Here is a 14,210-nt window from a genome sequence, read left to right as displayed (position 1 = left end):
GCCGCGGTGCGGCTCGTCCACCGGCCCCTTCGGCCTTGACCGGCCTGGGCGTCCCTCAGGTGAGCGGCGGCCCCGGTTCCGGGTTGGGCACCGGCTCCGGTCCCGGCGGGATCGGTGACGGCGAGGGCCCGGGAGGCCCCGGCGGCTGCGGCGTCGGCTGCGGGCCGGGGCCCGGGGGCTGCGGCGTGGGTTCCGGGCCGGGCCCCGGAGGCGGAGGCGGAGGCGGCGGGGTCGGTTCCGGGCCCGGGCTCGGTGGCGGCACCGGGTCGGGGTGCGGCTGTGGGGGCTCCGGGTCCGGACCTGGGGTGGGTCCCGGAGTGGGCCCCGGCGGAACGGGATCCGGATACGGGTTCGTCATGGCGCTGTCCTCCGGCCAGTCGGTCGACGTCGGCTCTGGACTTGTCCCCCGCCTACCCGGCGCCCGCCTCCGCACTCACTCCCCCGCATGAACCCCCGGGCCCAGGTGGCCGAGGCGTGCCGCCTCCGCTCCGGCGGCCAGTCCGGGCGCGGGGCTGGCGAGCACGGGGACGCGGGCGCGGGCCGACTCCCGGGCGGGCGCCATGGATGCCTGGGCCAGGACGACCACGTCGGCACCGGCGACGGCGTCGGCGGCCTCGGCCACCAGCCGCAGGTAGCCCTCGGTGTCACCGGCCTCGAACCGCGCCCAGGCGCCCTCGACCAGCCGGGTCCGCAGCAGCACGGCACGGCCGGCGCGCCGGGCCTCCTCCTCGACCAGTGCCGCTGTCGGAGCGAGCGTGCTCTCCAGGGCGGCGAGGACGACGACGCGTGGACCGGCGACCACCGCGGCGGCGGCCATGGGCCGGTCGACCCGCAGCACCGGCACCCCGGCCTCGCCGGCGGCGCCCTCGGCGACGGCACCGATGGTCGAGCAGGTGCACAGCACGGCCCTCGCCCCCTCCCCCACGGCGCACCGCAGTACGTCGCGGACTGCGTCCGTCACCGCCTCGGGCCCCTCACGCCGCGCCCGTTCCAGCAACCCGGCGTCGACGTGATGCCGCAGCTCCAGACCCGGGTGCGCCGCGTCACGCAGGGCGTCGAAGACCGGGACGTGGACGGGCGAGGTGTGCAGCAGTGCCAGCACGCGCGCTCCCTCGTCTCCCCGAATCGTCTCCCCGGATCAGAACCGCTCGGGGTGCGCCACGAGCCACTCCTTGGCCGCGCGCAGCAGCTCCGGATCCGCGGCGGGCGCCTCGTCGGGGTGGCGCTCGGCCCATTTCACGACGTACGTGCACAGCGGGGCGACGGCGACGTCCTCGCGCCGCGCGAGGACGTACAGCTCACCCGCCAGCGAGCCCGCGATGCCCCGGCCCTCGTGGGCCGGTTCGACGATGGTGTGGACGGGGACGAGGGCCCGCTCGGGAGCGTCCAGGACGAAGTACTCGACCCGGCCGACGACCTCGCCGGCCGCGATCGCCTCCAGCCGGCCCGCCGCCCGGTCGTCACGGATCTCGATGTCGCTCACGGCCACGCTCCTCGTCCCCTGGACCGGTATGTCAGGCCGACACGGCCTGCGGGCTGCGCTCCTGGTCCGAGCCCGGCACCGGCTCGGACGCGTCGGCGCCCAGGGCGACGATACGGTTGTCGCCGTCCACGTGCACGACCCGCGGCCGCAGCGCCCGCGCCTCGGCGTCGCTGACCTGGGCGTAGCTGATGATGATCACCAGGTCACCGGGGTGCACGAGATGCGCCGCGGCCCCGTTGATCCCGACCACCCCGGAGCCCCGCTCACCCTCGATGACGTACGTCTCCAGCCGGGCCCCGTTGGTGACGTCCACGATGTGCACCAGTTCCCCGGGCAGCAGGTCGGCGGCGTCCAGCAGATCGGCGTCGATGGTCACCGATCCCACGTAGTGCAGGTCGGCCTGGGTGACGGTGGCGCGGTGGATCTTGGACTTGAACATGGTGCGCAGCATGTTGGACTCCTGGAAGACGGCTCCCTGCCTGCTTTGTGCAGGTCAAGGGCGTTGTTCACAGTACACCTGCACGCGTCGGACTCGAAGATTACGAGGAATATCGGTTCACTCACGAACAGGCTCGGGCCAGGCTTCCTGCCCACCGACCATGTTCTCCCCGAGGACCGCTCAGATTCTTCCGATGCCGAGCGTGGTCTCGCGAGGCAGCATGCCTGAGCCCAGGACCTCCAGCCAGAGCGGGCCGAGGAGTTCGGCGAGCCTCGTGGTGCCCTTGTCGCCGAGGGTCCGCCAGGGGGCAGCGGCGAGTTCGTCGGTGCGCCGCTCGACCTCTGTACGCAGGGCGCGGCCCGCGTCGGTCGCGGTGTGGTCGGCGTTCAGCAATCCTCGGGCGAAGAGCCGTTCGCGGGCGGCCATCCACTCGTGCTCGTTCCAGCCGCGGCTCGCGAAGACATCCGCAGGCGCCGCGCCGATCGCGGCGAACGACACCAGCGCCTCCACCGAGTCGAGGCCCGCGGTCAGGAGAGCGGCGAGATGACCGTCACCACGGTGCTCGCGCAGGATCGTCGCGGCCTGCCACAGCACGAGGTGCGGCTCCTGGGGCCAAGGCAACTCGGCATTGGCGGCGGCGAGCGGTCGGCCCTCGGTGTGTACGGCCTCCGCTGCCCGGCGGGCGAGTACGGCGGCCTCGGCGACTTCGGGGCTGTCCGTCCGCGCGCCGAAGAGAGCGCGGTATGCCCGGTCGATGCCGCGCGTCCGGGCATCGACCACCTTGTCCGGTGCGGCCACGTCCCAGGCTGCGGGGATGTGCTCGGCGACCATGCGCGGGCTGAAGCTGTAGAACGCGGAGGCCACCTGACGAGCTCCGGGTGCCCCGAGCGGCGCCGCCCGCAAGGCGAAGTAGCCCGGCCAGCGCTCGCCGGTGTCGTAGCCGAGTGACTCGACCTCCTGGAACACCTGTGGCGCGAAGTAGAGGACGGCGTGCAGGGGCTCCAGGAGGTGCCACATCTGCCTTACACAACCATGATCGTTACTCAACGCGGCTCCTCTCGGCTCCTCTTACTTCGCGGCCTTACATTTTGTCATTGCCTAGATTGCCTCCGACGCACTATCTTGTCAATGACTAGATCGCGCTAAGCTGTCCCTATGCCCACCGAGCGCTCCTACCACCACGGAGACCTGCGACGGGCCGTGCTTATCGCGGCCCTCGACGTCATCGCCACCAAAGGGCCGGCCGCCCTGTCCCTGCGTGACCTGGCCCGCAGCGCGGGCGTTTCTCATGCCGCGCCCGCACACCACTTCAAGGACCGCGCCGGGCTTCTCACCGCCATCGCCACCGAGGGCTATAGCCTCCTGTCCGCCACGCTGGGCGAGGCGGAGGACCTGCGCGACCTGGGCATCCGATACGTGCACTTCGCCGCCGCGCACCCAGCACACTTCCAGATCATGTTCCGACCGGAGCTCCTGCGCCCGGAGGACTCGGAACTCCTCGCGGCGCGCGAACGGACACGGAGCATGCTCCGTACGGCCGTGGAGGGCCATGGTGACGATCCGGTCATCAGCTTCATGGCCGCCTGGTCGATGGCCCATGGTTTCGCGACGCTGCTGCTCTCCCACAACCTTGACGGTCTGCTGGACGGACGCAATCCCGAAGACACCTTCGGGGCGCTGGCGGGCGTGATGTTCGGCCCGACCGGATCCCCCTCGACGGGCTGACCAGTACGGACGGTGACGCGGGCCGGCCGTGTCCCCGGCTCACTCGATCCCCGTGTCCAGCACTGCCGCCCGTTGCTGGAGGGCTCGTATCAGTGTCATGGCTTGGGGGAGGGTGCGGCGGCGGATCGTAGCAACGCCGATGTGCCGGGCCGGAGTCGGCGCCACGATCGGGACGGTGCGTACTCCCGCTACCTGAGGGGTCTGCGCGATGGAGGGGATCAGTGAGATTCCCAGGCCCGCGGCGACGAGCGAGCGGGCGAAGAAGTAGTCGGTCGTCGTGCTGCGCACCTCCGGGTCGAAACCGGTACGTTCGGCGTAACGGCGCAGGTAGGTCTCGGTCTTGAGGCAGCCCAGCACCCAGGGCTCGGCGGCCAGTTCGGCGATGTCGAGGGAGTCTCGGCCGGCCAGGGGGTGGGCCTCGGGGAGGACGACATGCAGGGGGTCTTCGAGAAGTGCCGTCCACTCCAGGCTGGAGGTCGGGCCGATCCGGCCGGGCAGCGGGCCATCGAAGTGGTAGGCGAGTGCGAGGTCTACGGCGCCCTGGCGGACCAGGGGCAGGCTGTCTTCGGGCTCGGCTTCCCTGACGTGGACCACGGTGTCGGGGTGGGCGGTGGCCAGGCGGATGAGTGCGCCGGGCAACAGGAGCCTGCCTCCGCTGGTGAAGGTGGCGATGGTGATCTGGGTGCGGCCGCTGTCGAGTTGATCGACTTGCCGCTGGGCCTGTACGAGCTCCGCGGCGACCGACTCGGCAGCCCCGACCATGATCCGGCCGGCCGGGGTCAGAGTGACTCCGCGGGTACTGCGCGCGACTACCTGGGCACCGAGGCTGCGCTCAAGTGCGGCAACGTGCTGGGAGACGGCTGAGGGGGTGAGGTGGAGGGCTGCTGCCGCCCGGTTGAAGCTGCCGTGTTCGGCCACACTCCGCAGGACACGGAGCCGCTGCACATCAATCAACAGTAATCCTTAACACGTAGCCAGTAGTTGGGCACTTCTACTGAGGACTGTAGGTGTTCAGGATGGGGGCATGAAGAGGATCTGCGTGATCGGCGGAAGCCGCTATTTCGGCAGGGTTCTGGTGCAGCGCCTGCAGGCGACGGGCCACCGGGTCGCTGTGATCAACCGCGGCTCCACCCCGCCGCCGGCAGGGGTCGAGCACCTGATTGCCGACCGCGACGACGAGGCTGCCCTGATCGCCGCGCTGGGATCTCGCAGCTTCGATGTGGTCGTGGACCAGGTCTGCTACACCCCGGTGCAGGCCGCGATCGCCGCCCGCGCCTTCAGTGGCCGCACCCGGCGCTACGTCATGGCCTCCACGATCGAGGTCTACGATCCGGCAACCGCCGCGCTGCCCGCGGTCCCGCCCGGGACCTCGGTGCCGGAGGAGACGGTTGATCCGGCCACCTGGCTGGTGCGGATGGACCTGCCCTGGCACAACGCGGCTTACCTACAGGCGCATTACGCCGAGGGCAAGCGCCAGGCGGAGGCCGTCCTCACTCAGCACCACGGGTTCGCTTTCGCCGCCGTCCGCAGCGCCCACGTCCTCGGTGGCGGCGCGGCGGAGTTCACCGGCCGGCTCAGGCACTACACCGAGCGCATCACCCACGGTGCACAGATCACCGTGCATGCCAAGGCGCTGCCCACCGTCTTCGTCCACTACGAGGAGTTGGCGGAGCTGCTGGTGTGGGCGGCCACGCTCTCCGATGCCACCGGCCCGGTCAACGCCTGCTCCGACGGACTGCTTGACGTCTACGGCCTGGGTGCTGTCATCGCCGCACAGACCGGCCGGAAGGCTGTGTACCGCAGCGTCGCCGCGGGCGAGCCGGCCTCGCCGTTCTCCTTCGACCGCCACTACGCCATGAGCAACGCCCGCGCGAGGGAACTGGGCTTCTCCTTCTCCCGCACCACCGACTGGCTCCCCGGCGCCGTCGCCGAAGCCCTCGCCGTCACCGCCGCCCCCACCTCCTGAGAAACGGACACACCATGCGGTACCGCACCATCGGAGACACTGCCGTGAGCGCCGTCGGCCTGGGCGCCATGCCCCTGTCCATCGAGCACCGCCCGGACGAACAGCGGGCCATCGCCACCATCCACGCCGCCCTGGACGCCGGGGTCACGCTCATCGACACCGCCGACAGCTACCACTGGCACCCCGGCGAAGCGGGCCACAACGAACTCCTCATCGCCCGAGCCCTGTCCCGCTACGGCGGGGACACCTCCCACCTGCTCGTCGCCACGAAGGGCGGCCGCGGTCGACCCGGCGACGGCAGCTGGACCGTCAACGCCACCCCCGACCACCTCAAACGCGCCGCCGAGGCGTCCCTGAAGCGCCTGGGCATGGAGGCAGTCGGCCTGTACCAGCTGCACAAGCCGGACCCGGCCGTGCCCTGGGCGGAGTCCGTGGGCGCACTGCGCGAGCTGCTCGACGCCGGCACCATCCGCGCCGCCGGGATCTCCAACGTCACCGCCGGCCAGATTCACGAGGCGCACGGGATCCTCGGCGACGGCCTCGTCTCTGTACAGAACCAGTACTCACCAGCAGTTCGCGACAGCGAGCCCGAGCTGCGGCTGAGCACCCGATTGGGGCTGGCCTTCCTGCCCTGGAGCCCACTGGGCGGCATCTCCCGAAGCTCCCTCGACGGCACCCGCGGCCCGACCGCCGCGAGCACAGCCTTCCACCGCATCGCGGACGTGCGCGGTGTCAGCCCACAACAGATCGCCCTGGCCTGGCTGCTGGCCCGCTCCCCGGCAGTGATCCCGGTGCCGGGCGCCGGCCGTCCGGCATCGATCCAGGACTCTGCCAAGGCGGTCGAGCTGGAGCTGAGCGATGCGGAGCAGAGCCAGTTGGACGACCCACTGCCCGGCTGAACCCGGCGCCACTCGCAGACCGGCCCGCGCAAGAAGAACGACGCAGGCTCCCTGCCTGCGTCGGGAACTACCCGGGAGTTTTCCCTTCCAGACCTGGTGAGGCCCCTCGGCGTGCTCTATACCGGTTCCCGGGGTGGCCTCGCCTCAGGAATCGGAAGGAGCACCATGCACGCCACGGTACGCGACGAGAGAAGTACCGGGACAAGGCCGTCCGGCTGCTCGGTCTGCTCGACAAGCACGCGTCCATCAAGGAGTACGTCGCCCGACCGTGCCGCATCACTTTGCATCTGCGCGGCATGGAGAAGCCCACCCCGGCCGGCATATCCGACAAGGGCGAGACAGTCGAGATCAACCCTTACCAGCTACTACTTCGAGAAGGAGGCGTTCGCGGGCTTCCCCATGCTCGTACCGGGGCTGGAAGGCAAGAACCCTCCCGGCACCATGAACACCGAGGGTGCCAACGAGAAGGAGCACATCTTCGGCGCCGCTCCCGAGCGCAAGCGCTACCAGGCGTATCGCGACGTGGCTCTGGAGATGGCCACGATCGCCGTGGGCAACGATGACCGGAAGGCCGCGGGCACGCAGCCGTTCACCGTCGCCAAGGTCTACAACCGGTACAAGGCCCTGATCCGCGAGGGCCTGGAGGAGAACAGCCCGATCAAGCCGCTCCTCCCGTCGGACAAACGGGCTGCCGGCGTGGGGAGGGACTTCGCGGCGCTGCCTTACCACATCAAGACCGACAACAAGGGCGACAGCATCCAGAAGCCCACCAAGACGAACGAGCCCGCGCCGACCACCGCGTGACTTCAGCTCCGGTCGCCACGGCTCAGGCCGGTTCGGCGTTGAGGGCGCGGCCGGCCGGGGTGCGGGTGTGGGCCCAGGCGGGCAGGGCGGTCAGGGCGCCGACGGCCAGTAGGACGCCGAGTGCGGCGGCGAGCAGCCACTTCGCCGGGGGCATGGCCATCTCGGGGCTGACCAGCCAGTACACGAGCAGTCCGCTGGGCATGCCCACCACCAGCCCGGGCAGGGCGGGCAGTAGTTGTGCGGCGCACAGGGCCGTGACCACCTGGCGGGGGGTGGCGCCGAGGGTGCGGGTGATGGCCAGGGCGCGCCGGGCCTGCACGGCGGTGCTCCAGCCGAGGAAGATCGTGTTGAGCGCGGACAGCGACACCAGGACGAGGGTGACTCCGTGCAGCGCCTGGCTGGTCACGAGGTTGCGTGCCGCGAGGGGGTTGGACGGCGCGTAGGCGGTACTGGTGTCGGGTGCCGCGTGGAAGGCGAGCACCGCGGTGATCAGGAGGCTGGTGGTCGCCGTACCGATGGCGGTCAGGGCGGCCCGGCCGGGTCGGCGGGCGAGCAGCCGGATGCCGACCAGGAGCGCGGTGGGCAGGTATGCCGTCATGGCGTTCAGCCGTGGGTGGTGGGTGGACAAGTGCGCCGAGTCGGCCAGGGTGTGGACGGTGCTGGAGCGGGCGGCGCGGACGACGGGGCCGAGCGTGCCGGCCAGGGAGACCAGGACGGCGAGGAACACGGCGGCCACGACGGTGTCGGTGGTCGGGCCGCTGACGGTGTTGAGCAACCCGGCACCGGGATCGGCCAGTTCGGGCGCGGCCAGGGTCCCGGCGGTCAGTCCGAGAGCGGTGGCCAGCACGGTCAGCAGCAGGTACTGCGCCAGCAGGACGGCGGCGACGTGGCCGGGGCCCGCGCCGACGGCCTTGAGCAGCCCGGCACGCCGGTTATCACGGGTGGCGCGTACGGCGGCGAGCGCGGCGAGGGTGACGAGGGCGGCCGAGGCGAGCAGCCAGCCACCGACGACCAGGGCGGGCTGAGCGAATTTGATCATGCTCGCGTCGGTGCGGAGGATGCCCTGCCAGTGGTGGGTGTTGACCCATTCCGGGCCCCTGCGCTCGTCTGTGAAGACGGTTTCCCGCCATCTCAGGGTCGAGGCCGGGTCCTTCAGCTTCAGATGGAACAGATAGACGCCCGATGTGTCGCCCGCGGCGGCGCGGGTGTCGGCGGCGGTGAGCCAGATCCTGCCGCCGCCGTAGTCGGACGTCCCGGGTCCCTGGGCCCAGTCGTTCCACGGATACACCGGGGTGGCCGCGCTGATGGCGAGGCCCACGACCGGATAGCCGCGCCCGCCGATGCTGACGCGGTCGCCGACGTGCAGGTCGAGCGTCTGCGCGAAGCCCCGTTCGACCACCGCGCCGCCGGAGCGCACCCACGTACCGGATGTCACCAGCGGCTGGTCGACCTTGGCCGGTTCGTCACCGCGCCCCTCGATCGCGGAGCGCGCGGTGTGGCCGTTCGCCTCGATCTTGGTCTCGAAGGCGAAGACCGGATCGGCCTGCTCGGCCACCCCGGGTGTCCGCTCCAGCCGTCCGGCCAGACCGGACGGATCCTTGGCCGTCGTGATGGCGACGATGTCGGGGCCGTCGGTGGCCTCACGGGTCTTCAGGTACGCGGTGGTCACGGCGTCGTTGGTCGAGAGCCCGAGGGTCAGCGAGGCGATGGCGGCGGTGACGGCGACCACGAACATCACGGACTCACCGGGACGGCGGCGCATGTCGCGCACGGCCAGACGCCAGATCAGCAGCAGGCGTCCCACGGTCAGCTCTCCCAACTCAGCAGCGCACCGAACTCGTTACCGCTGCCACCGCCGCCGTCCAGGCGGGTGTCGCCGGCCAGCGTGCCGTCGCGCAGGGAGACGACGCGGTCCGCCGTGGCGGCCACCCGCTCGTCATGGGTGACCGTGATCAGGGTCTGCCCGCCGGCGCGCAGTTCGTCGAAGAGCCGCAGGATGTCGTGGGTCGCGGCGCTGTCCAGGTTGCCGGTGGGTTCGTCCGCGAGGACCACCAGCGGCTCGTTGACCAGGGCGCGGGCGATGGCGACCCGCTGCCGCTGGCCACCGGAGAGCTCGGAGGGCAGATGCCGGGCCCGGTCCGTGAGTCCGACCCGGTCCAGGAGTCCGACGGCACGGTTGCGGGCGGCGCGCGGCGAGGCGCCGGCCAGCAGCGCGGGCAGCTCGATGTTCTCCGCGGCGGTCAACTCGTCCATCAGATGGAAGTCCTGGAAGACGAAGCCGACGGCACGGCGCCGCAGCCTGGCCAGCGCCCGCTCGCCGAGTTCGTCGATGCGCCGTCCGCCGAGCCACACCTCGCCGTCACTGGGCCGGTCGAGCCCGCCGAGGAGCTGGAGCAGCGTCGACTTGCCGCAGCCGCTGGGCCCGGTCACGGCGAGCGTCTGACCGGCGGGTACGTCGAGGTCGACGCCGTCGACGGCCCACACCGCGCTCTCGTCCTCCCCGTAGACCCGCGTCAGACCGAGCGCCCGCAGCACCGGCGCGCGCACGTCGCCCCCGACGCCGGCCCCGTTCCCGACCGGTGCCGGGCCCGGACCGTCGTCCGCGCCCCTGCGCCGTGACCGGCCCCTGGCCCGCCGACCGTCGTTCGTCATCCGAATGCTCCGCCTTTCCCACGCGGGGCGCGGGTGGACCAGGTCCGCTCGCACGCCTCCAGCCAGCGCAGATCGGCCTGCAACCGGAGCGCGATGCCCTCCAGAAGCAGCCCGGCCTCTGAATCCGTGTACTCCAGGAGAGCGGCGTGCTGGGCCTCGGCGAGGCTGCGCAGCAGCTCCCGCCGCCGCGCCTCCACGAGCGCGACCGGATCGGCCAGACCCGACACACCGGCGGCCACCAGTTTCAGATGGAACTCCGCCACGTCCGCTCTGGGCCCGCCGCCCTCGGTCATCCACGCGGCCGCCCGCTCCTGCCCGGAGGCGGTCAGCGCGTACACCTTGCGTCGCGGGCCGCGCACCGGCACGTCCTCACGCTCCTGGACGACCAGTCCGGCCTTCTCAAGCCGGGTGAGCGTGACGTAGATCTGGCCCGCGTTCAGTGATTCCCCCAACGGTCCGAGCGCCGTCGCCAGCCGCCTGCGCAGGTCGTAGCCGTGCGACGGCTCCTTGACCAGCAACGCCAGCACCACGTCCTGCACCAGACCGCCCTCCTCAGCGACCCCCAATAGATAGCGGTTATGCATTGAGGCGTCAAACTGATCCGAAGGAGGCCGACACTTGCCGACACTTGGGGACGTTGGACCGATGGCCCGGACGGGGAGGAAAGCGGGAGGGGAGCAGACGGGGAGCAGACGGGGGGCGGAGGCGGGCCGCGAACAACCGCCGAGGCGCAACTGGAGTACTACGCCATGCTCCAACGCATGGGCGACACACCCTAGACACGAAAGCCAACAGGTCTCAACAATGGTTCGTACCCCCGTTCGTCGTAACGAGACGGCACCGTGCCCCCGGCGGTGGGAAGGCGCTCATGGTTCACCCGTGGCTCAGTTCTGCTGTTCGACCACCGCGACCGTCCCGGCAGTTACGGCTCCGCGCCGCCGGCGCCGACAGGGACACCGTCCTGTCCCGGCCGACCGTCGCTGACTCTCTCCACGCCTTTCAAGACAGAGCTGTGTCCTGAGTGATTCCTCCGCGGGAGTGAAGAAACTTGAACCAGGCACCTACCGGATTACTAGACGAAGCGGACAGCGGAACGGCCGACCCGTCGATTCGGGCCACCAACGGGGTGGGGTCGTACGCACCGGGAGTTCAGACGATTCACATCTCCTCCTTACTGCCCGGCGACTCACCGCGATCGACGGGGCAGAACGAGGAACACATCACCCGGCTCGCGGAGTTGGACGAGCCGCTGCCTCCCATCCTGGTCGATCGCAGCAGCATGCGGGTGATCGACGGCATGCACCGGCTGCTCGCCACGCTGTTGCGGGGGCAGGAGAGGATCGAGGTCGAGTTCTTCGACGGAACTCCCGAGGACGCCTTCCTCCGTGCCGTCACGGCCAATGTGACGCACGGTCTCCCCTTGTCGCACGCCGACCGCAAAGTGGCGGCCGCGCGCATCATCGCCTCACACCCCCACATGTCCGACCGCGCCATCGCGCGGGCCTCGGGCCTGGGGACCAAGACGGTCGCGGCCATCCGACGCGATTCGGCCGACCCGTTGACCCAGGTGAGCGCCCGGGTCGGCAGCGACGGCAGGACACGCCCGCTCAACAGGGCCGAGGGACGCCTCAAAGCCGCGGAGGTACTGGCCCGGCGTCCGGAGGCCTCGCTGCGGGAGGTGGCGCGGATCGCCGGCATCTCACCGGCGACCGTGAGCGACGTACGCAAACGCCTCGCGGTCGGCGAACTGCCCGTGCCGGAGGGATGTAGCACGCCCGGTCGCCGGGAGGACGGAGCGGGCGCGGGAGCCGACGCCGGGTCGGAGCAGGACCTGGGTCACGACGCCGGGCGGAAACTGCGGCGGCTGGAACAGGTGGATCCCACACCGGTCCTCAGAAAGCTGCTGCGGGATCCGTCCCTACGCCACAACGAGGACGGCCGGAACCTGCTGCGCCTCTTGCAGCAGAACGCGATGACCATGTCCTCCGAACTGAGCGTCGCCGTACCGGCCCACTGCCGGGAACTCGTCGTGAAGCTGGCACGGCAGTACGCCGAGGCCTGGTACGAGTTCGCCCGGGAACTGGACGAACGGACACAGAACAGGACACGCAAGCAGGCGTGAACTGAGCTTCGACACAACGGACTTCAGGTCGAGGGGGGAGGCAGAGGCGGGAGGCAGAGGGCCTTCGTCAGCGGGGTGGCCAGCCGGACTACCGCACGGGTTGATCAAGGGGTCGCCCGGTGGATGGTCGCCAGCCAGGCGTGGGCCTCGCCGCCGAACCGCGGGGCGATCGCGAAGGTCGTCCCCGCGATGTCGGCCACCGTCCACCCCTCCGCGAAGGCCTCGACCAGCTCTTCCTGCCGTACCCGGCGCGGGCCGAGCGCGCCGGCCTGGCGATCACTGAAACACATCAGATAGCACGTGCCTCCCGGCTCCGTCACCGACGCCAGGCTGTCCACGTAACGTCGGCGTTCCTCGTCGTCGAGGACGTGGAACATCCCGACGTCGACGACCGTGTCGAAGGACGTCCCGAGGCCGGTGAGGTCAAGCACGTCGCCGACCTCGAAGCGAGCAGGCACCCCGTGCTCCTCGGCCTTCCGCCGCGCTCTGCCGATCGCGGTCGCCGAGCAGTCCACGCCCGTGGCGTCAGCGCCCTGGAGAGCCGCCAGCAGTGTGTGGTCCCCTGTGCCGCAGCCCGCGTCGAGCACGCGCCGGGACGACAGCAGCCCGGCCTCGGCGAGCCGCACCACCGCCGCCTGCGGGCGGCCGACCTCCCACGGCGCGAGTTCCGCCGCCCGGTATATCGACTCCCAGTCGGCCGAGCGTGTCGCCATGCCGTCGCCTCCCTTTCGTGGGTCCTCTGACGTCCCTCTAGCGGCCAAGGTCTTCCGAGTCGGCGGCGTTCCCCAGGCCCAGCCAGTCGGAGATACCGCGCCAGACCTGCGCCAGCACCTCCGGGCGGGCCATCTCCGTGTGCTCGCAAGGGAGATGGGTTTCCGTCACGTGGCCGGAGACGTTGTCCTCCCAGGACGCCGCACCAGGGGCGGCGTCCTCCGGTTTTCCTTCGCCGGCGGACAGAAGAAGCATGTCGCCGTCGAAGACACCCAACTCGTGCTGCCGCAGGAGCCTGGCGGCGTTCTGGAACATGCGCAGGTTGCCGGGCCTGCGATGCCTCTCCTCCCCCTCGAACTCCGCTTCACCGCGATCCGGGCCGGGCGCGTCTTCCCGCGCTTCGTCATCGGACCTCGGTTCGCGCTGCTTCGGTGGCACCGCGTCCAGGGAGACCAGCGCCCCGACTTCCTGGCCGGCCGCTCGTAGCTGTACCGCGATCTCGTGGGCGATGATGCCACCGAACGACCAGCCCAGCAGGTGGTACGGGCCGGTCGCCTGGACCGACCGCATGTGCCGGATGTAGTCCGCCGCCATCTCCTTGACGGAGCCCGCCGGGTCGCCCGAATCCCGGACGCCCCGGGCCTGGAGCCCGTAGAGCGGATACTCCTCCGGCACGTACTGGGACAGCGGCATGTAGCACCAACTGAGTCCGCCGGCCGGGTGTACGCAGAAGAACGGCGGCTTGCTTCCGCCGGGCCGGATGGGGAGGAGAACGTCCAGTTCGTTGCCCGCGTAGGGCAGATCGAGGCGGGTGACGAGTCCGGCGGGGGTAGGGGCCTCGAACACTGCGCGCACCGAGAGGTTGAAGCCACGGAGGCGCAGTCGTTGCACCAGTGACACGGCCAGGAGCGAGTGTCCGCCGAGGTCGAAGAAGCTGTCGTCGACGTTGACGCGTTCGATTGCGAGGACTTCGGCGAAGGCCTCGCACATGGCGTCTTCTGCCGCTGTCGCCGGGGCGCGTCCGGTGTCGGCGGCGGCGTATTCGGGGGTGGGGAGTGCGGCCCGGTTGAGTTTGCCGTTGATGGTCAGGGGGAGTTCGGGCAGGGGGACGAAGGCTGCGGGGATCATGTAGGCGGGGAGCCGGGCGGCGGTGTGGGCTCGTAGGTCTGCGGTCAGGCCGGTGGTGACGTGATGGCCTGGCGCGACGGTGACGGTGGCGGGGTCGGTGGCTGGGTCAGTGGCTGGGTCGGTGGCGGGGTCGGTGGCTGGGTCGGTGGCGGGGTCGGTGGCTGGGTCGGTGGTGGCTGGGTCGGTGGTGTCTGTGACGGTGTTGGTGGTTTCGGGGACGATGTAGGCGATCAGGCGGGTGTCTCCGGGAGTGTCCTCACGGGCGACGACTGCCGCCTGGG

At 70.9% G+C, this 14,210-nt stretch carries 15 protein-coding genes; 5 read left to right on the top strand and 10 right to left on the bottom strand.

Annotation, left to right across the window (positions count from 1 at the left end):
- Positions 1-433: 433 nt before the first annotated feature.
- From ACFWR9_RS41095 to ACFWR9_RS41080, 4 genes are all read right to left on the bottom strand, one after another.
- Positions 434-1,102, bottom strand: a complete 669-nt coding sequence (locus ACFWR9_RS41095; protein ID WP_383852342.1) for an aspartate/glutamate racemase family protein — start codon at positions 1,100-1,102, stop codon at positions 434-436.
- A 36-nt stretch (positions 1,103-1,138) separates the two neighbouring features.
- Positions 1,139-1,483, bottom strand: coding sequence for a GNAT family N-acetyltransferase (locus tag ACFWR9_RS41090; RefSeq protein ID WP_383852340.1), 345 nt, complete (start codon positions 1,481-1,483; stop codon positions 1,139-1,141).
- 31 nt (positions 1,484-1,514) lie between these two features.
- Positions 1,515-1,934, bottom strand: a complete 420-nt coding sequence (gene panD, locus ACFWR9_RS41085; protein WP_383852337.1) for an aspartate 1-decarboxylase — start codon at positions 1,932-1,934, stop codon at positions 1,515-1,517.
- 168 nt (positions 1,935-2,102) lie between these two features.
- A complete protein-coding gene (locus ACFWR9_RS41080) occupies positions 2,103-2,939 on the bottom strand; it encodes a hypothetical protein (protein ID WP_383852334.1) in 837 nt (278 codons plus the stop codon).
- Between the two features lie 138 nt (positions 2,940-3,077).
- On the opposite strand from ACFWR9_RS41080, the gene ACFWR9_RS41075 reads away from it, so the two are divergent.
- On the top strand, positions 3,078-3,647 hold the full coding sequence (locus ACFWR9_RS41075; protein ID WP_383852332.1) for a TetR/AcrR family transcriptional regulator: 570 nt from the start codon (positions 3,078-3,080) through the stop codon (positions 3,645-3,647).
- 39 nt (positions 3,648-3,686) lie between these two features.
- On the opposite strand, the gene ACFWR9_RS41070 is transcribed toward ACFWR9_RS41075, so the two are convergent.
- Positions 3,687-4,601 carry a LysR family transcriptional regulator gene (locus ACFWR9_RS41070; RefSeq protein ID WP_383852329.1) on the bottom strand — a complete coding sequence of 305 codons (915 nt, stop codon included), beginning with the start codon at positions 4,599-4,601 and terminating at the stop codon, positions 3,687-3,689.
- A gap of 70 nt (positions 4,602-4,671) precedes the next feature.
- Here ACFWR9_RS41070 and ACFWR9_RS41065 point away from each other — a divergent pair, with 70 nt between their 5' ends.
- The 3 genes from ACFWR9_RS41065 to ACFWR9_RS41055 all read left to right on the top strand — a co-directional run bounded on the left by ACFWR9_RS41065 (position 4,672) and on the right by ACFWR9_RS41055 (position 7,316).
- Complete coding sequence (locus ACFWR9_RS41065; protein WP_383852326.1) at positions 4,672-5,613, top strand: NAD-dependent epimerase/dehydratase family protein; 942 nt, start codon at positions 4,672-4,674, stop codon at positions 5,611-5,613.
- 14 nt (positions 5,614-5,627) lie between these two features.
- Entirely contained in the window at positions 5,628-6,512 is an 885-nt protein-coding gene (locus ACFWR9_RS41060) for an aldo/keto reductase (RefSeq protein WP_383852323.1), read from the top strand.
- Positions 6,513-6,953: 441 nt separating this feature from the next.
- Positions 6,954-7,316 carry a hypothetical protein gene (locus tag ACFWR9_RS41055; RefSeq protein WP_383852321.1) on the top strand — a complete coding sequence of 121 codons (363 nt, stop codon included), beginning with the start codon at positions 6,954-6,956 and terminating at the stop codon, positions 7,314-7,316.
- Positions 7,317-7,338: 22 nt separating this feature from the next.
- Here the strand turns inward: ACFWR9_RS41055 and ACFWR9_RS41050 are convergent, their stop codons facing one another.
- The 3 genes from ACFWR9_RS41050 to ACFWR9_RS41040 are packed head-to-tail and all read right to left on the bottom strand — an operon-like array spanning position 7,339 to position 10,507.
- Entirely contained in the window at positions 7,339-9,135 is a 1,797-nt protein-coding gene (locus ACFWR9_RS41050; protein WP_383852317.1) for an FtsX-like permease family protein, read from the bottom strand.
- Entirely contained in the window at positions 9,123-9,968 is an 846-nt protein-coding gene (locus ACFWR9_RS41045) for an ABC transporter ATP-binding protein (protein ID WP_383852314.1), read from the bottom strand. Before ACFWR9_RS41045 ends, ACFWR9_RS41050 begins: the two co-directional genes overlap by 13 nt.
- Positions 9,965-10,507, bottom strand: a complete 543-nt coding sequence (locus ACFWR9_RS41040) for a PadR family transcriptional regulator (protein ID WP_383852312.1) — start codon at positions 10,505-10,507, stop codon at positions 9,965-9,967. The genes ACFWR9_RS41045 and ACFWR9_RS41040 overlap by 4 nt, the downstream gene beginning before the upstream one ends.
- Positions 10,508-11,247: 740 nt before the next feature.
- Between ACFWR9_RS41040 and ACFWR9_RS41035 the strand changes: the two genes are divergently transcribed.
- Complete coding sequence (locus ACFWR9_RS41035) at positions 11,248-12,090, top strand: transcriptional regulator (protein ID WP_383852309.1); 843 nt, start codon at positions 11,248-11,250, stop codon at positions 12,088-12,090.
- 104 nt (positions 12,091-12,194) lie between these two features.
- Here the strand turns inward: ACFWR9_RS41035 and ACFWR9_RS41030 are convergent, their stop codons facing one another.
- Complete coding sequence (locus ACFWR9_RS41030; protein WP_383852306.1) at positions 12,195-12,803, bottom strand: class I SAM-dependent methyltransferase; 609 nt, start codon at positions 12,801-12,803, stop codon at positions 12,195-12,197.
- Between the two features lie 37 nt (positions 12,804-12,840).
- The coding region (locus ACFWR9_RS41025) for an alpha/beta fold hydrolase (RefSeq protein ID WP_383852304.1) at positions 12,841-14,210 on the bottom strand (1,370 nt) is incomplete at its 5' end.

This window comes from Streptomyces sp. NPDC058534, from assembly GCF_042717365.1.
GTDB lineage: Bacteria > Actinomycetota > Actinomycetes > Streptomycetales > Streptomycetaceae > Streptomyces.
The sequence above is the reverse complement of the archived record's forward strand: the minus strand, read 5'-3'. Positions and strand labels throughout refer to the sequence as shown.

Coding starts and splice junctions, on each gene's coding strand:
- panD (WP_383852337.1), bottom strand. CDS start 1,934: ATGCTGCGCACCATGTTCAAGTCCAAGATCCACCGCGCCACCGTCACC.
- ACFWR9_RS41080 (WP_383852334.1), bottom strand. CDS start 2,939: ATGTGGCACCTCCTGGAGCCCCTGCACGCCGTCCTCTACTTCGCGCCA.
- ACFWR9_RS41075 (WP_383852332.1), top strand. CDS start 3,078: ATGCCCACCGAGCGCTCCTACCACCACGGAGACCTGCGACGGGCCGTG.
- ACFWR9_RS41065 (WP_383852326.1), top strand. CDS start 4,672: ATGAAGAGGATCTGCGTGATCGGCGGAAGCCGCTATTTCGGCAGGGTT.
- ACFWR9_RS41060 (WP_383852323.1), top strand. CDS start 5,628: ATGCGGTACCGCACCATCGGAGACACTGCCGTGAGCGCCGTCGGCCTG.
- ACFWR9_RS41055 (WP_383852321.1), top strand. CDS start 6,954: ATGAACACCGAGGGTGCCAACGAGAAGGAGCACATCTTCGGCGCCGCT.
- ACFWR9_RS41045 (WP_383852314.1), bottom strand. CDS start 9,968: ATGACGAACGACGGTCGGCGGGCCAGGGGCCGGTCACGGCGCAGGGGC.
- ACFWR9_RS41035 (WP_383852309.1), top strand. CDS start 11,248: ATGCGGGTGATCGACGGCATGCACCGGCTGCTCGCCACGCTGTTGCGG.
- ACFWR9_RS41030 (WP_383852306.1), bottom strand. CDS start 12,803: ATGGCGACACGCTCGGCCGACTGGGAGTCGATATACCGGGCGGCGGAA.